Annotated in this window: 17 protein-coding genes; 4 read left to right on the top strand and 13 right to left on the bottom strand. The window is 64.2% G+C overall.

Annotation, left to right across the window (positions count from 1 at the left end; translation table 11 throughout):
• The first annotated feature begins 112 nt into the window (after positions 1 to 112).
• Positions 113 to 1,243 carry an ABC transporter substrate-binding protein gene (locus AC3A35_RS03935; RefSeq protein ID WP_487434578.1) on the top strand — a complete coding sequence of 377 codons (1,131 nt, stop codon included), beginning with the start codon at positions 113 to 115 and terminating at the stop codon, positions 1,241 to 1,243.
• Between the two features lie 60 nt (positions 1,244 to 1,303).
• Here the strand turns inward: AC3A35_RS03935 and cysS are convergent, their stop codons facing one another.
• Positions 1,304 to 2,686 (bottom strand): cysteine--tRNA ligase, encoded by a 1,383-nt coding sequence (gene cysS / locus AC3A35_RS03930; RefSeq protein ID WP_487434577.1) that lies wholly within the window; start codon positions 2,684 to 2,686, stop codon positions 1,304 to 1,306.
• 323 nt (positions 2,687 to 3,009) lie between these two features.
• Here cysS and AC3A35_RS03925 point away from each other — a divergent pair, with 323 nt between their 5' ends.
• Genes AC3A35_RS03925 through AC3A35_RS03915 form a run of 3 tightly spaced genes read left to right on the top strand, consistent with a single transcriptional unit; the run spans position 3,010 to position 4,908 of the window.
• Positions 3,010 to 3,597 carry a peptidylprolyl isomerase gene (locus AC3A35_RS03925; RefSeq protein WP_487434576.1) on the top strand — a complete coding sequence of 196 codons (588 nt, stop codon included), beginning with the start codon at positions 3,010 to 3,012 and terminating at the stop codon, positions 3,595 to 3,597.
• Between the two features lie 17 nt (positions 3,598 to 3,614).
• Entirely contained in the window at positions 3,615 to 4,109 is a 495-nt protein-coding gene (locus AC3A35_RS03920; protein WP_487434575.1) for a peptidylprolyl isomerase, read from the top strand.
• Positions 4,102 to 4,908 (top strand): UDP-2,3-diacylglucosamine diphosphatase, encoded by an 807-nt coding sequence (locus tag AC3A35_RS03915; protein ID WP_487434574.1) that lies wholly within the window; start codon positions 4,102 to 4,104, stop codon positions 4,906 to 4,908. The genes AC3A35_RS03920 and AC3A35_RS03915 overlap by 8 nt, the downstream gene beginning before the upstream one ends.
• On the opposite strand, the gene AC3A35_RS03910 is transcribed toward AC3A35_RS03915, so the two are convergent.
• Genes AC3A35_RS03910 through AC3A35_RS03855 form a run of 12 tightly spaced genes read right to left on the bottom strand, consistent with a single transcriptional unit; the run spans position 4,909 to position 15,671 of the window.
• Complete coding sequence (locus tag AC3A35_RS03910) at positions 4,909 to 5,490, bottom strand: GrpB family protein (RefSeq protein WP_487434573.1); 582 nt, start codon at positions 5,488 to 5,490, stop codon at positions 4,909 to 4,911.
• Between the two features lie 25 nt (positions 5,491 to 5,515).
• Entirely contained in the window at positions 5,516 to 6,685 is a 1,170-nt protein-coding gene (locus tag AC3A35_RS03905; protein ID WP_487434572.1) for an O-succinylhomoserine sulfhydrylase, read from the bottom strand.
• 14 nt (positions 6,686 to 6,699) lie between these two features.
• Positions 6,700 to 8,229 (bottom strand): amidophosphoribosyltransferase, encoded by a 1,530-nt coding sequence (gene purF / locus AC3A35_RS03900; protein ID WP_487434571.1) that lies wholly within the window; start codon positions 8,227 to 8,229, stop codon positions 6,700 to 6,702.
• A gap of 11 nt (positions 8,230 to 8,240) precedes the next feature.
• Positions 8,241 to 8,732, bottom strand: a complete 492-nt coding sequence (locus AC3A35_RS03895; protein ID WP_487434570.1) for a CvpA family protein — start codon at positions 8,730 to 8,732, stop codon at positions 8,241 to 8,243.
• Between the two features lie 9 nt (positions 8,733 to 8,741).
• A complete protein-coding gene (locus AC3A35_RS03890) occupies positions 8,742 to 9,407 on the bottom strand; it encodes an SPOR domain-containing protein (protein WP_487434569.1) in 666 nt (221 codons plus the stop codon).
• A 12-nt stretch (positions 9,408 to 9,419) separates the two neighbouring features.
• On the bottom strand, positions 9,420 to 10,742 hold the full coding sequence (folC, locus tag AC3A35_RS03885; RefSeq protein ID WP_487434568.1) for a bifunctional tetrahydrofolate synthase/dihydrofolate synthase: 1,323 nt from the start codon (positions 10,740 to 10,742) through the stop codon (positions 9,420 to 9,422).
• Positions 10,735 to 11,607, bottom strand: coding sequence for an acetyl-CoA carboxylase, carboxyltransferase subunit beta (gene accD, locus AC3A35_RS03880; RefSeq protein WP_487434567.1), 873 nt, complete (start codon positions 11,605 to 11,607; stop codon positions 10,735 to 10,737). Before accD ends, folC begins: the two co-directional genes overlap by 8 nt.
• Complete coding sequence (gene trpA / locus AC3A35_RS03875) at positions 11,604 to 12,419, bottom strand: tryptophan synthase subunit alpha (protein ID WP_487434566.1); 816 nt, start codon at positions 12,417 to 12,419, stop codon at positions 11,604 to 11,606. The genes accD and trpA overlap by 4 nt, the downstream gene beginning before the upstream one ends.
• A gap of 42 nt (positions 12,420 to 12,461) precedes the next feature.
• Positions 12,462 to 13,676 carry a tryptophan synthase subunit beta gene (gene trpB, locus AC3A35_RS03870; RefSeq protein ID WP_487434565.1) on the bottom strand — a complete coding sequence of 405 codons (1,215 nt, stop codon included), beginning with the start codon at positions 13,674 to 13,676 and terminating at the stop codon, positions 12,462 to 12,464.
• Complete coding sequence (locus AC3A35_RS03865) at positions 13,663 to 14,286, bottom strand: phosphoribosylanthranilate isomerase (protein ID WP_487434564.1); 624 nt, start codon at positions 14,284 to 14,286, stop codon at positions 13,663 to 13,665. Before AC3A35_RS03865 ends, trpB begins: the two co-directional genes overlap by 14 nt.
• A complete protein-coding gene (truA, locus tag AC3A35_RS03860; protein WP_487434723.1) occupies positions 14,287 to 15,084 on the bottom strand; it encodes a tRNA pseudouridine(38-40) synthase TruA in 798 nt (265 codons plus the stop codon). It lies immediately after the preceding gene.
• Positions 15,078 to 15,671: a CbiQ family ECF transporter T component gene (locus AC3A35_RS03855; RefSeq protein WP_487434722.1), complete on the bottom strand. Its 594-nt coding sequence runs from the start codon at positions 15,669 to 15,671 to the stop codon at positions 15,078 to 15,080. Before AC3A35_RS03855 ends, truA begins: the two co-directional genes overlap by 7 nt.
• Between the last annotated feature and the right edge of the window lie 55 nt (positions 15,672 to 15,726).

Here is a 15,726-nt window from a genome sequence, read left to right as displayed (position 1 = left end):
GAAGGAGCGTGTTCGCCGTAATGGCGGACCATGCACTTTCGGCGCCGTCTCGCAGCCGGAGCGGCGTCGGCTCACAATCCCCGGGTCCGTTCCAGGCCCGCCTGGAGGCCGAATGCAAGCACTTCGCCACCTGCTCGCGGCAAGCTTCGTTGCTCTGAGTGCAATCGGAACCGGGTTCGCACAGCAGGGGGTGTCCGCGGACACCATCACCCTCGGCCACTCCGGCGCACTCAGCGGCCCGCTCTCCGAGCTGAACAAGGAATACCTGTCCGGCGCGTCACTCTATTTCGATCAGCTCAATGCGCGCGGCGGTGTCAATGGCCGCAAGATCGAGCTGATCACGCTCGACGACGGCTACAATCCCGAGCTGACCGCCGCCAATGTCCGTCAGCTCATCGACAAGGATCGGGTGCTGGCACTGTTCGGCTGCTTCGGCACCGGCCCCAGCCTGAGGGCGATTCCGCTCAGCACCGCGGCGAAGGTTCCGTTCTTTGCCCCCTACAGCGGCGCGGACGTCCTCCGCGTGCCGGCAAATCCACTGGTTTTCCACATTCGGGCCTCGTATTCGCAGGAGATCGGGAAGATCGTCGATCACCTGGCGAATCTCGGCGTCAGTTCGATTGCGCTGGTCCACCATGCCGATCCCTTCGGTCGGGCCGGACTGGATGCGGCGATCACCGCGCTGAAGCGACATGGCCTGCCGCCGCCGATCGTGGTGCCGATCGCCGCGGATGGCAACAATGCGGCGCAGTCGGTGAGCACGATGGTTGCGGGCAATCCCGCGGCGGTCATCCTGGTCACCGCCGGCAACAGTTCCCCGGCCTTCATCCGTGCGCTGCTGGCGACCGACCACCGGCCGATGCTTTACGGCCTGTCGGTCATCAACGGCAAGCAGTTGATCCGCGAACTGGGTGAACAGGCGCACGGACTGGTCATCGCCCAGGTGATGCCTTCGCCCTTCAAGGTCGATTACCCGTTCGTAAGGGATTACCGGCAGGCCGCGGACAAGGCCGGACAGCGCTACTCCTACGCGGCACTGGAAGGCTATCTCGCGGCCAGCAGCCTGAGCGAAGCCCTGCGCCGCAGCGGCCGCGACGTGACGCGCGAGAAGCTGGTGAGCGCACTGGAGAGTCTCGGCGACTGGGATGCAGGCGGCATCCGACTTGCATTCGACCCGCAGCGGCGGACGGGCATGGACTATGTGGACCTCACCGTGATCGGCAAGGGCAGTTTGAGCCGCTGAACGGCCGAAACGAACGGCAGCACCGACACCGGGGCTGCCGTGTTGACCGGATCCATCCGATCAGGCGCGACGCCAGCTCGTCCCCTGGGCGCTGTCCTCGAGCACGATGCCGGCTTCGAGCAGCGCGGCGCGCACCCGGTCGGCCTCGGCGAAGTCCTTCGCCTTCTTTGCGGCCGTGCGCGCTTCGATCAGGCTTTCGATCGCGGCCGCATCGAGCCCGTCGTCCGCGTGCACGCCGCCCTGCAGGAAGGCGGTCGCGTCGCGCTCGAGGAGGCCGAGCACGCTGCCGAGGGCGCGCAGCTGTGCCGCCAGTTCCATCGATCCGCTGCGGTTCACTTCGTTGGCGAGTTCGAACAGCACCGCCAGCGCCTCCGCGGTATTGAAATCATCATCCATCGCGGTGCGGAAGCGCTGCGCGTGCGCGCTGGTCCAGTCCGGTTCGACCGCCTTCACCGGAACCCCCTTGAGTGCGGTATACAACCGGCTCAGGGCCTGACGCGCATCGTCCAGATGAGCATCCGAATAATTCAGCGGGCTACGATAATGGGCGCGCAGGATGAAGAAGCGCACCACCTCGGGGTCGTACTTGCCGAGGACATCACGGATGGTGAAGAAATTGCCGAGCGACTTCGACATCTTTTCGTCGTCGACGCGGACGAAGCCATTGTGCATCCAGTAGTTCACGAAGGCATGGCCATGCGCACCCTCGGATTGGGCGATCTCGTTCTCGTGATGGGGAAACTGCAGATCCTGACCGCCGCCATGAATATCGAAATGGTCGCCGAGCAGGTCGGAACTCATCGCCGAACACTCGATGTGCCAGCCCGGACGGCCGCTTCCCCACGGCGATTCCCACTTCGCTTCGGCAGGCTCTTCGGCCTTGGCATGTTTCCACAGGACGAAGTCGAGCGGATCGTTCTTGTCGCCGACAACATCGACCCGCTCTCCGGCGCGCAGTTCGTCCACGGACTTGCCCGACAGCTTGCCGTAGCCGTCGAACTTGCGCACCGCGAAACACACGTCGCGGTTGGCGGCGACGTAGGCGAGCCCCTTGTGCTCGAGCCGGCTGATCAGACTTTGCATGCTGGCAACGTAGTCCATTGCGCGCGGCTCGTGATCCGGCCGCAGCACGCCGAGCGCGTCGGCATCCTCGTGCATCGCCGCGATGAAGCGATCGGTCAGCGCACGGATCGATTCGCCGTTGTCCTGGGCACGACGGATGATCTTGTCGTCGATATCGGTGATGTTACGAACATAAGTCACCTCGTAACCGCTTGCCCGCAACCAGCGCGCCACCATGTCGAACACCACCATCACCCGCGCATGACCGAGGTGACAGTAGTCGTACACCGTCATGCCGCAAACATACATGCGGACCTTGCCGGAATCGATGGGATGGAAGACTTCCTTGCCGCGCTTGAGAGAGTTGTAGATCGTAAGCATACCGATAACCGAGAAAAACGTTGATTGCAGATACTGCGGAGAGCGCGAATCGACACGCATCGACGCAAAAAAAAACGGGCTCCCATCGGAGCCACTGCGATGCCCGCCTGCTTGCGGCAGTACCAACGCGAAATTTTGCGCGCCTGACGCTTGTTGATAGAATCAGCCTTTGTTTCCCGCCTGAAACAGTCGCAAAAAGTATAGCACGGTGCATAATCCGCCCCCTGCTGTGCGCCACCACATGACGGTGCTGAAAGCGCACCTGCCCCCGGCGTACGCCCCCTGCAGCACGCGGGCCGATCACAGCTTTCCACGGAGAACGCATGAACAAGCAGGTCCTCGCATTGGTCGCCCTCATCGGCTTCACGCTCCCGGCGTTTGCCGCCAACCCGATGGTCGAACTGAAAACCAGCCAGGGCGACATCGTGGTCGAAGTCTACGCAGACAAGGCCCCGAAGTCCGCTGCCAACTTCACCCAGTACGTGAAGGATGGTCACTACGACGACACCGTGTTCCATCGCGTGATCGACGGCTTCATGGTCCAGGGCGGCGGCTTCGATGAGCAGATGAAGCAGAAATCGACCCGTCCGCCGATCGAGAACGAGGCCAGAAACGGCCTCAAGAACCTGCCTGGCACCCTCGCCATGGCCAGAACCTCCGACCCCCATTCGGCGTCGTCGCAGTTCTTCATCAACCTCGCGCCGAACACCTTCCTCGACTATCCCTCGCGCGACGGATGGGGCTACGCGGTATTCGGCAAGGTGGTGCGCGGCATGGAGGTGGTCGAAAAAATCGCCAAGGTGCGCACGGCAAACTCGGGCATGCATCAGAATGTACCGGTCGAACCGGTCATCATCCGGGCGGCACGCCTGCTCGAGGTCGCTGAAGCGGGCCCGGCCCCCAACAAGTAAGTTCACAGGAGTACAGCATGGCAGTCAAACTGCACACCAATTTCGGCGTCATCACCCTTGAGCTCGATGCGGAAAAGGCCCCGATCACGGTCGAGAACTTCCTCGCCTACGTCGAATCGGGCCACTACACCAACACGGTTTTCCACCGCGTCATTGATGGCTTCATGATCCAGGGCGGCGGTTTCGAGCCCGGGATGAAGCAGAAGGCCACCCGAGATCCGATCAAGAACGAAGCCGACAACGGTCTGAAGAACGACCGCGGCACCGTCGCCATGGCCCGCACCCAGGCGCCGCACTCCGCATCGGCCCAGTTCTTCATCAACCTCGCTGACAACGACTTCCTGAACTACCGTTCGCCCGACCTGCAAGGCTGGGGCTATTGCGTGTTCGGCAAGGTCGTCGACGGGCTCGACGTGGTGGACCAGATCCGCAAGACCAAGACCGGCTCGAGCGGCTTCCATCAGGACGTACCCAAGGAAGACGTGATCATCGAGCGCGCCGAGATTGTCTGACGCTTCGTTCGCCGTTTCCGGCGAACGGTCCGCGGCGCCGGACACCATTCACGTGGCGGTACCGGCAGTATTCATTTCGGATCTGCACCTCGCCGAAGATCGGCCGCGGGCGACCGCGGCCTTCGTCGACTTCCTCGAAGGTCCGGCACGCGAGGCGCGCAGCCTCTTCATCCTCGGCGACCTGTTCGAATACTGGGCCGGCGACGACGACGTCGACGCGTCGTTCAACAGTTGCATCTGTACCGCGCTCCGGACACTGTCCGAAGCCGGTACCCAAGTCCATTTCATGACCGGCAACCGCGATCTGCTGGCTGGCGCAGGTTTTGCCCGTGCCGCCGGGCTGCACCTGTTGCCGGACCCGACCCTGATCCAACTGGGCGAACGTCGCGTCCTGCTCAGCCACGGCGATGCCTTGTGCACCGACGACCTTGCCTATCAGACGTATCGCCGTCAGGTCCGCGACCCTGCCTGGCAAGCCGGCTTCCTCACCCAAGCGCTGGCGACACGCAAAGCCTTCATCGAAAGCCTGCGCAAGCAAAGCGAGGCTGCCAAGCGCGACAAGACGATGACGATCATGGACGTCAACCGCACGGCCGTCGAAGCCTTGTTGCGCGATCACGGCTACCCGACCCTGATCCACGGCCACACCCACCGCCCGGGCGTCCATTGGCATCTGATCGACGGCCACAGCTGCGAGCGCCGGGTCCTTGCGGACTGGCACGATCATGCCGTCTGGCTTGGATTCGATGGCGAGGAGTTCACCGTGCACGGCTACCCGGATTCAGGCGCGAAGCGCTGATCAGGGGCGATCGTCCCCGGATTTCATCCTGGCGGCTTCGGTCACGCGGGTGATGAACTGGGTCTTCGCGTTGGCGTAGGCGAGTCGGTCACCGGGAAAATCCGCCGCACTGCGCCGCTTGATGTCGGCGTACTCGTGGGCAACTTCGGGATGCGCGATCAGATAGTCCCGGAACGCCAGGCGCTCCCAGTCGGGCGAATCCTTGTCGAGCAGGTGGATGTGATGCGTCCTGCGCCCGCTCGCATCCCGCTTGATGAACCACGCATAGCCGATGTCGGCGTCGCCCGGGGTGCGGGGCCGCCAGAAGTACTCATAGCCCTCACGCTCGAGGACGGGCACGATACGCTCCCGGACATCGTCCAGCGAACTCACTTCGACCAGCATGTCGATGATGGGCTTGGCCGCGAGCCCCGGTACTGCGGTGCTGCCGAAATGTTCGATCCGGCCGATCAGTCCGGCTGGCAGGAGACTTCGCAAGTGCCTGCTCTCGGCTTCGAAACACATCGGCCAGGACGGATCATAGGGCGCAATTTCGACGCCTTCCCGGGTAGCACGGATGACCTGACCCGGCGTCGCACTCATGGCACCGACCGCACGGCGCCGGGCGTCAGGCCGAGAGCCCGCGCGCCAGATCCGCCTTCAGGTCATCGATCGACTCCAGACCCACTGCAATGCGCAGCAGCCCATCCCCGATGCCTGCGGCCGCACGGGCCTCGGGCGAGATCCGCCCGTGGGTGGTGGTGGCCGGGTGGGTGATGGTGGACTTGGTATCGCCGAGGTTGGCGGTGATCGAGATCATTCGGGTGGCATCCACCACCCGCCATGCCGCCTCGCGTCCGCCCTCGACATCGAAACTCAGGATCGCGCCGCCGCTCTTCTGCTGACGCATGGCGAGCTCATGTTGCGGATGCGACGGCAGCCCGGGATAGAACACCCGCGCCACGCCGGGTTGAGACTCCAGCCATCGTGCCAGTTCGAGCGCACTTGCCGACTGTGCCTCCATGCGGATGCGCAAGGTCTCGAGTCCCTTCAGGATCACCCAGGCATTGAACGGCGACAGGGTCGGGCCCGCGGTGCGCAGGAACTTGAACACCTCGTCGGTGATCACTTTCGCCCCGGCCACCGCACCGCCCAGCACCCTGCCCTGTCCATCCAGATACTTGGTTGCCGAATGGACGACGACGTCGGCGCCCAGATCGAGCGGCCGCTGCAGCGCGGGGCTGCAGAAGCAGTTGTCCACCGCGAGGATCGCCCCCGCCTCGTGTGCAATTGCCGCCACCGCAGCGATATCGACCACTTCGGTCAGCGGATTGGACGGCGTCTCGATGAAGAACAGCTTCGTCCGCGGCCGTACCGCAGCGCGATAGGCATCGAGATCGGTCGCCGCCACGAAGCTGGTCTCGATGCCGAACTTGGCGAGGATCGTGCCGAACAGCTGCTGGGTCGCGCCGAACAAACCGTTCGAGGCCACGACGTGGTCGCCCGCCTGCATCACCGCCATCGCCAGCGACAGGATCGCCGACATGCCCGATGCGGTCGCGACACAGGCCTCGGCGCCCTCGAGTGCAGCGAGCCGGGTCTGCATCGCGGTCACCGTCGGATTGGAGAAGCGCGCATAGACGTTGCCTTCCTCCGCGCCGGAGAAACGCGCTGCCGCCTGCGCCGCGCTCTCGAACACGAAGCTGGAGGTCAGGTACATCGCCTCGCTGTGTTCGTTGAACTGGCTGCGTGCGGTACCGGCCCGCACCGCGAGCGTGTCGAGATCGAAATCCTTCATGTCCGGCGCCGCACTCATTGGTCGTGATGACTGATCAGGTTGAGATCGAGCTGTCCATCCTCGCTGTCCTCGCGCGACGACGGCTTCTCCTCGCCGCGCTGATTCTCCACCCCGGTGAGGTACTCGGCGGTGATGTCGCCGGTCACGTAGCAGCCGTCGAAACAGGAGGTCTCGAAGAAATGAATGGCCGGGTTCAACGCCCGCACCGAGGCTTTCAGATCGTCAAGATCCTGATAGATCAGGCCATCGGCACCGATCTGACGACAGATCTCGGCATCGTCACGATCGCTGGCAATCAGCTCGGCACGGGTCGGCATGTCGATGCCATAGACATTGGCATAGCGCACCGGGGGCGCGGCGGAGGCCAGATAGACCTTGGCCGCCCCTGCCTCGCGGGCCATGTTGACGATCTCCTTGCTGGTCGTGCCGCGCACGATCGAATCATCGACCAGCAACACGTTCTTGCCCTTGAATTCCTGGTGAATGGTGTTGAGCTTCTGGCGCACGGATTTCCGCCGCGTCGCCTGGCCAGGCATGATGAAGGTGCGGCCGATGTAGCGGTTCTTCACGAAACCCTCGCGGTAGGGCAAGTTCAGGCGATGCGCCATCTCCATCGCCGAAGGCCGGCTCGAATCGGGAATCGGGATCACGACGTCGATTTTCACATGCGGCAGCGTACGCTTCATTTTCTCGGCAAGGTATTCGCCCATCTTGACCCGCGACTCGTATACCGACACCCCGTCGATGATCGAATCCGGCCGCGCGAGATAGACGAACTCGAACATGCACGGCGCCTGCACCGTCTTTTCGGCACACTGACGGCTGCGGAAGTTGCCCTCGAAATCGACCAGCACCGCCTCACCCGGCGCCACGTCACGCAGCAGCTTGAAGCCGAGCACGTCGACAGCGACCGACTCCGACGCCACCAGCCACTCCGTGCCACCCGCCACGTCATTGCGCCCGATCACCAGCGGACGGATCCCATAGGGGTCACGGAAGGCCAGCAGCCCATAGCCGGCAATCATCACCACTGCGGCATAGGCACCACGGCAGCGACGATGCACCCCGGCAACGGCGCGGAACACGGCGTCTTCGTCGAGCTTGAGACCGTTGGCAGCCGCCTGCAACTCATGCGCCAGCACGTTGAGCAACACCTCCGAATCGGAGTTGGTGTTGATGTGACGCAGGTCGGCAAGGAACATCTCGCGCTTGAGTTCTTCCGAGTTCGTCAGGTTGCCGTTGTGGGCCAGCAGCAGGCCGAACGGCGAGTTGACATAGAAAGGCTGCGCCTCGGCCGCATTGTAGGCAGAGCCCGCGGTGGGATAGCGGACATGGCCGATACCCCAGTTGCCCTCGAGATTGCGCATGTTGCGGGTGCGGAAAACATCCCGCACCAGGCCGGAGCCCTTGTGCATGTGAAAACGCCCGCCCTCCGCCGTGGCAATGCCTGCCGCGTCCTGGCCCCGGTGCTGGAGCACCTGCAGGCCATCGTAGAGCAACTGATTAACCGGGGAGGTCGCGACCACCCCAAGAATTCCGCACATGGAAACCCTGCCTATCTGAAACGAACTCTGTCGGCCACCGCATCCGGCAACCACGGTTTGGCAGCAATCACTGCCGTTTCCAGCGGCGGCGAGAACGTCGCGCTGGCCCACCACGACTCACGCGAAACCCCCACCAACCCACCAATCAACACCACTGCAAAACTGATCACCAGACCACGCACAAGGCCGAACAGCGCCCCGAAAAATCGGTCCGTGGCCCCCAGCCCGGCCGCCCGCAGCAACTCGCGCAGCAGGAAACGCAGAAACGCGGCCAGCAACAGCACGGCAACGAAAATCAACGCAAACCCGGCAATCTGACGCCAAGCCGGCTCCGCAATCATACCTGCGAGCAAGTCCGCCGCTTCGTCCGCGTAGCGCCAGGCTGCAAACAGCGCCGCCAGCCACGCGACCAGCGCCATGATCTCGCTCACCAGCCCGCGCCACAGCCCCACCGCCGCCGACAAGCCGAGCACGGCGAGAAAAAAATAATCGAAAACCGTCATTGCACGAGATCAGCGCGGCGTCAGCACCGCATTGTGCCCCTGCGCGCGCAGCCGTGCACCAAGCTTCTCGGCCTCACTGCGCACCGGGACCGGGCCCACCCTGACCCGAGTCACCGTGCCGGCCTTTTCAGTGTAGGCAGAAAATCCCTGTTTCTTGAGTTCGGCCGCAAGCGAAGCGGCCTTGGCGGCATCGCTGAAAGCCCCGATCTGGAGGACAAACGATTCGGCAGCCGCCGCTGCCTGCTCGGCCTGAGCGGGCGACGCGCCACCGAGCAAGGCTTTTACCCGCTCGGCCTCCTCGTCACGGGCTGGTGCGGGCGCCGGCGCCGGTTTGACCGGGGCGACGGGGGCAGCGGCTGCCGGCAGAGGTTTTGAAGTGGACGATTCCGGTGCGGGCGGCGGCGGCGAACCTGCGCCCGTCGCGGGCGCCTGCTCGAGCGGAGCCGGCGCCACATCGGGCTCTGCCAGCGGCCGTTCCCGGGAGGCGATCGGCCGCGCCTCGCTCGCGGTCGCATCACGATCGGGAATTGAGATCTGGATATCCTGCGAAGACACCTGGGGTTCCTGATCCATCGCCATCGGCAACACGATCGCCGCCAGCAGGGCGAGCGCAGCAGCACCCACCAGGCGCCGGCGCGCCCGTTTCTTGATCTCGAGGTTGTCTGCGTCACTCACCGGAGAACCTCATCAGTGCCGCTCGGCACGAATCTTTGCCAGCACGTCGGCCACGGTCAGGAATGAACCAAAGACAGCGATTCTATCATTCTCGCCAGCGCTTTTCCGCGCTGCATCAAAGGCGTCGGCCGGAGACGCGAAACAGCGGATATCACCCGCCACGCCCGCGGCGCGCAAACGCACGGCAAGCGCTTCGGCCGAAAGCCCGCGCCTCCCGGGCAGATCCGCCAGCAGCCAGTGGTCGACCCGCGCACTCATGCGGGCGACCACGCCTTCGACGTCCTTGTCGGCCAGCATGCCCAGCACCGCCCAGGTTTCGGGATGAAAGCCCATGCCCGACAGATTCTCGGCCAGCACCCCGGCGGCCTGCGGATTGTGCGCCACGTCGAGCACCACCACCGGACGACCGGCAAGAACCTGAAAACGCCCCGGCACATCGACCAGCATCAAGCCCTCACGCACCGCCTGCATCGACACCGGGATACGGTCACGCAAGGTGTCGAGCGCAGTGATCACCGCGGCTGCATTGAGCAACTGGTTCGCGCCGCGCAATGCCGGATAGGCCAGGCCGCCGCGTTTGACCAGCGCACCGGTCGCCGGTGGCGCCGCATAACGCCAGTAGCCCCACTGCTGCCGATCGCCGCCAAAGCCGAAATCGCGCCCGCTGACCCATAACCGGGTGCCGATGGCCTCGGCGTGAGCGAGCAGTGCGGCCGGTGGATGCGGATCGCCGCACACGGCCGGGCGTCCGGCGCGAAAAATGCCGGCCTTCTCGAACCCGATTGCGTCACGGGTTTCGCCTAGGTAGTCCATGTGATCCATGGCAACGCCGGTCACGATCGCGCAATCGGCATCCACCACATTGACCGCATCAAGGCGCCCGCCGAGCCCCACTTCAAGAATGATCACGTCCGGATGGCGGATCCGAAACACTTCCCAGGCGGCGAGCGTACCGTGCTCGAAATAGGTCAGGGAGGTATCGCCACGGGCGCGCTCGACCGCCTCGAACGCCTCCATCAGTGCGACATCGTCCACGTCTCGACCGTCGATCCGTATGCGCTCGTTGTAGCGCAACAAGTGCGGCGAGGTGTAGCAACCGACGCGGTAGCCCTCGGCCAGCAGGATGGATTCGAGCATCGCACAGGTCGACCCCTTGCCGTTGGTCCCGCCGACCGTGATCACGACCGCATCGGGGTCCGGACCAAGCGCGGTGCGCACTGCGGCGACCCGCTCGAGACCAAGCTGAATGACCTGTGCGTGACGGATCTCGAGCAGTTCGAGCCACCCGTCCACCGTATCCGGCAGCGCGCCGGCCGCGTTCTGCGAATCAGGCATTGACGACAGGCTGCCGGGTGAGCAGCGCCAGGATCTCTGCAACCCGCGCGCGCATCTCGCGGCGGTCGACGATCATGTCGATCGCACCCTTCTCGAGCAGGAACTCGGAACGCTGAAAACCTTCGGGCAGCTTCTCGCGTACCGTCTGCTCGATCACGCGCGGGCCGGCGAAGCCGATCAGGGCGCCCGGTTCGGCAATCACCACATCACCCATGAACGCAAAACTGGCCGACACGCCCCCCATGGTCGGATCGGTCAGGATGGTGATGAAGGGCAGCTTGCGCTGCGCCAACTGGGTGATGGCAGCGGTGGTCTTGGCCATCTGCATCAGTGAGAACAAACCTTCCTGCATGCGCGCGCCGCCGGTTGCGGTAATGCAGATGAAGGGAATGCGTTGCTCCAGGGCCGCTTTCGCACCGCGCACGAAGCGCTCGCCGACCACCGAGCCCATGGAGCCGCCGAGAAACTCGAACTCGAAGCACGCCACGACCACCGGTACCGTGAGAATCGCCCCTTGCATCACCACCATCGCATCAGCCTCGCCGGTGTCTGCGGCGGCCGTTGACAGGCGTTCGGGGTACTTGCGCGAATCCTTGAACTTCAGTGGATCGACCGGAAGCACCTCGGTACCGATCTCGAACCGTCCCTCCGGATCGAGCAGGATGTCGAGGCGCGCACGTGCCCGCAGGCGTTGATGATGTCCGCACTTGGGACACACGCTCATGTTGCCCTCGAGGTCCGAGCGATAAAGCACGGCCTCGCACGCGGTACACTTGCTCCACAGGCCTTCGGGAATCGACTTGTTGCGTGCAGCCGTGTCGTTGCGCTTGATCTTGGGCGGAAGCAGTTTTTGCAGCCAGCTCATTGGTTCGCTCCGGCGGATTCGTCGAGTGCGGCCCGGATGCCGCGCACGAATGCGGTGACATTGGCGATCACGGCCTCGCGCGGACTGCGTTCGATCTCTTCGATGATCCGGCTACCGATCACCACCGCGTCAGCCACCGCACCGATACGCTTCGCACTCTCGGCATCGCGGATGCCGAATCCCACCCCGACCGGCATCCCCACCGCAGCGCGGATCTGCGGAATGCGCCGCGCGACTTCGTCGAAATCGAGGCTGGCGGCACCGGTCACGCCCTTCAGGGAAACGTAATAGATGTAACCGCTGCCGGCCGCGGCAACGTCACGGAAACGCTGCTCGGAAGAAGTCGGCGCGAGCAGGAAGATCGGATCCAGACCGGCCGACTTTGCAGTGGCAGCGAACCGGGTGCACTCCTCAGGCGGATAGTCGACCACCAGAACCCCGTCCACGCCGGCCTCACAAGCCGCCGCGACGAAAGTATCCGGCCCCATGGCCTCGATCGGATTGGCATAGCCCATCAACACCACCGGCGTATCGGCGTTGTCCGCGCGGAAGGTGCGCACGACGGCGAGCACCTTGCGCAAGGTCATTCCCGCAGCCAGCGCGCGCTCCGAGGCACGCTGAATGGTGGGGCCATCGGCCATCGGATCGGAGAAGGGCACGCCCAACTCGATGATGTCCGCGCCTCCGGCCACCAGGGCGTGCATCAGCGGAACGGTAAGGTCGCCGTCGGGATCGCCGGCGGTGATGAAAGGGATCAGCGCCTTGCGGCCTTCAGCCTGCAGGCGCTGAAAAGTACGGTTGATTTTCGACATAGTGTAATCCGGCAATGCGGACCGCCAGCGGCCCGCCGCAGCTTAGAACTGGATGCCCGAACGCTCGGCAACCGTGTGCATGTCCTTGTCGCCACGCCCGGACAGATTCACGAGCAGAACCTGATCAGCGGGCAGCGTGGGGGCAAGCTTCGCCGCGTAAGCGAGGGCGTGGGAGGACTCGAGGGCGGGAATGATGCCCTCGAGCCGGCACAGGTCGTGAAAGGCCTGCAGCGCCTCCGCATCGGTCACCGCGACATACTCCGCGCGCTTGGTGTCCTTGAGCCATGCATGCTCCGGACCAACACCCGGATAATCGAGGCCGGCGGAAATGGAATGGGTCTCGATGATCTGCCCGTCTTCGTCCTGCATCAGGTAGGTCCGGTTGCCATGCAGTACCCCGACCCTGGAATTGGCCGTCAACGGCGCCGCATGACGACCGGTATCGATACCGTCTCCGGCCGCCTCGACACCGATCAGGCGCACCCCGTCGATTCCGATATAGGGATGGAAGATCCCGATTGCGTTCGAACCGCCACCGACACAGGCGATGACATAATCGGGCTGACGGCCGACGAGCTCGGGCATCTGCACCAGGCACTCCTTGCCGATCACCGCCTGAAAATCGCGAACCATCATCGGATAGGGATGCGGTCCGGCCACCGTACCGATGATGTAGAAGGTGTTGCCGACATTGGTCACCCAGTCGCGCATCGCCTCGTTGAGTGCATCCTTGAGCGTCTTCGAGCCGGATTCGACCGGCACCACGGTGGCGCCGAGGAGTTTCATCCGGTAAACGTTGGCGGCCTGGCGCTTGACGTCTTCCGACCCCATATAGACGACGCACTCCATGCCGTAGCGCGCAGCGACCGTGGCCGTTGCCACGCCGTGCTGACCGGCACCGGTTTCGGCGATGACCCGCGGTTTGCCCATGCGCCGCGCCACCATCGCCTGACCGATGCAGTTGTTCACCTTGTGCGCACCGGTATGGTTCAGGTCTTCACGCTTGAGATAGATCTGCGCACCGCCGAGTGTCTGCGACCAGCGCTTGGCGTGATAGATCGGACTCGGACGCCCGACGTAGTGCTTCAGTTCGTACTCGAACTCCGCCACGAAAGCAGGATCAGCCATGCACTCGGCATAGGCCGCACGCAGTTCATCCAGCGCCGGAATCAATGTTTCGGCGACAAAAATGCCGCCGTAGGGACCGAAGTGGCCACGCTCGTCAGGATACTGGTATTGCATGTCAGCCATCTGCATCTCGAACTCCGGCAATAAACGCGGCAATCTTGTCCGCATCCTTGATTCCCTTGGCTGATTCGACTCCGCTCGACACATCTACCGCCCATGGACGGACGACGCGTACGGCCTCGCGCACATTGTCCGGGTCGAGGCCGCCCGAGAGTATGAGCGGACGCCCCAGACCGGAGGGAATCAGGGACCAATCGAAAGTCTTACCGCCACCGCCGTAGCCATCGACAAACGCATCGAGCAGGACGCCTCTGGCGCCGGGGTGACAAGCAGCGAATTCTAGCAGATCGACCCCGGGTCGCACCCGCGCCGCCTTGATCCAGGGACGACCATAGCGGCAACATTCGCGCTCGGTCTCATCACCATGGAACTGCAGCAGCTGCAGCGGAACACGCCGCAGGGCATCGTCGACGAACCCGGGCTCAGGATTGACGAACAGGCCGACAGCGGTGATGAACGGGGGAAGCAACGCGGCCAGTTCAGCCGCCTGCTCGAAACTGACATTGCGCGGACTGGGTGGGTAGAACACCAGGCCGATCGCGTCGGCGCCGGCGTCGACCGCCACGCGAACATCCTGCGGCCGGGTCAGACCGCAGATCTTGATACGGGTATGTGACATTCAGAGAAGGGGTATCCGGGGCTGAGCGATGATACGCCCATCCCCAGGGAGCGACCAGCGTGGTGGATAGGAGACCCCGCAAAGGTACAAGCCCGCAGCCTCGAATGTCGGCGCCGCGTGGACTCGATCCCGCCCCGCCAGGACCTCGCCCAGCCACTCCGGTGGATAGTAGCCTTTGCCGACATAGACCAGCGCCCCCACCAGATTGCGCACCATGTGATGGAGAAAGCCGTTCGCCCGAAAGTCCATCACCAGATAATCGCCAATCCGCGCCACCTGCGCGTCGTACATGATCCTGACCGGCGTCTTCGATTGGCAGCAGGCAGCCCGGAACGCAGAAAAATCATGCTGGCCGACCAGAAGGGCGGCGGCCGCGGTCATTCTCGACTCGTCCAGGGGCGGATGGAACCAGCCAACCTTGCCCGCCAGCACTGCCGGCCGCGTGGGCGAGTTGAACAGGATGTAGCGATAGACCCGCTCATAGGCAAGAAACCGGGCATGGAACTGTTCGTCGACCACCCTTGCCCAGCGCACGACCACCGCCGGCGGAAGGTAGGTGTTGGTGCCGCGCACCCATGCCGACAAAGGCCGCTGCGCGGCGGTATCGAAATGGGCGACCTGGGCCGTTGCGTGCACTCCCGTATCGGTGCGGCCGGCGACCTGCAGCCGAACCGGAGCGCCGGCGATGCGCGCCAGCGCGGACTCCAGCGCATCCTGTACCGTCCGTCCGTGGCGCTGACTCTGCCAACCTTCGAAAGCATCGCCTGCGTACTCGACACCCAGCGCAACTCTTACCACAGCCACCACCCCACTCCCGCCAGAAAGCCGGCCAGAATCAGCAAATCCGACGCACCCAGGCGCTCGCGCACGAGATGCACGGCGGCAACGTCCTCATCCGCCTCCAGCAGCCAGCGCTTCCATTCATGGCGCCCGCCGCGGGCATCATCAACATACCGGAGCACCAGCAGCAGGCGCAATGCAACACGTTGCGCCGATAGCCCGAACACCACGCCCGGCCGACACAGCGCATGGAGCCCGCTGATCAGCCTGTCGGGCGACAGCATTTCGAGCAACAGGGCGACGCAACACACCACCACGATCAGGCGCCCCGCATGCTCCATGGCGAGCATCACCCCCTCGCGTGTCGGACTGAACCCGGGCAAACCTGCCAGCAAGGCCTCGCCAGGGGTAAACCAGGCGAACAGGACAATGATCGCGAGCAGCAGTATCCGGACGCGGCGGATCAGCCGGACTCCCCGCCGCCGCGCGAGCAGCAGGACCAAGGACAGACAGATACCCACCAATGCCGCCAGCAGACGACCACTGGCGACCTGAACCGAGGCGACGCCCGCCATCCACAGGAACAGGACAAGACCCGAATGCATGCTCAAAATAAAACGCCGCCGCAGGACATTCGCCCCGCGGCGGCGAGCGATGTAG

Source organism: Azoarcus sp. Soil_N_20 (assembly GCF_057656155.1).
Note: the sequence above shows the minus strand (reverse complement) of the source record. Positions and strands in the feature narration are given on the sequence as shown.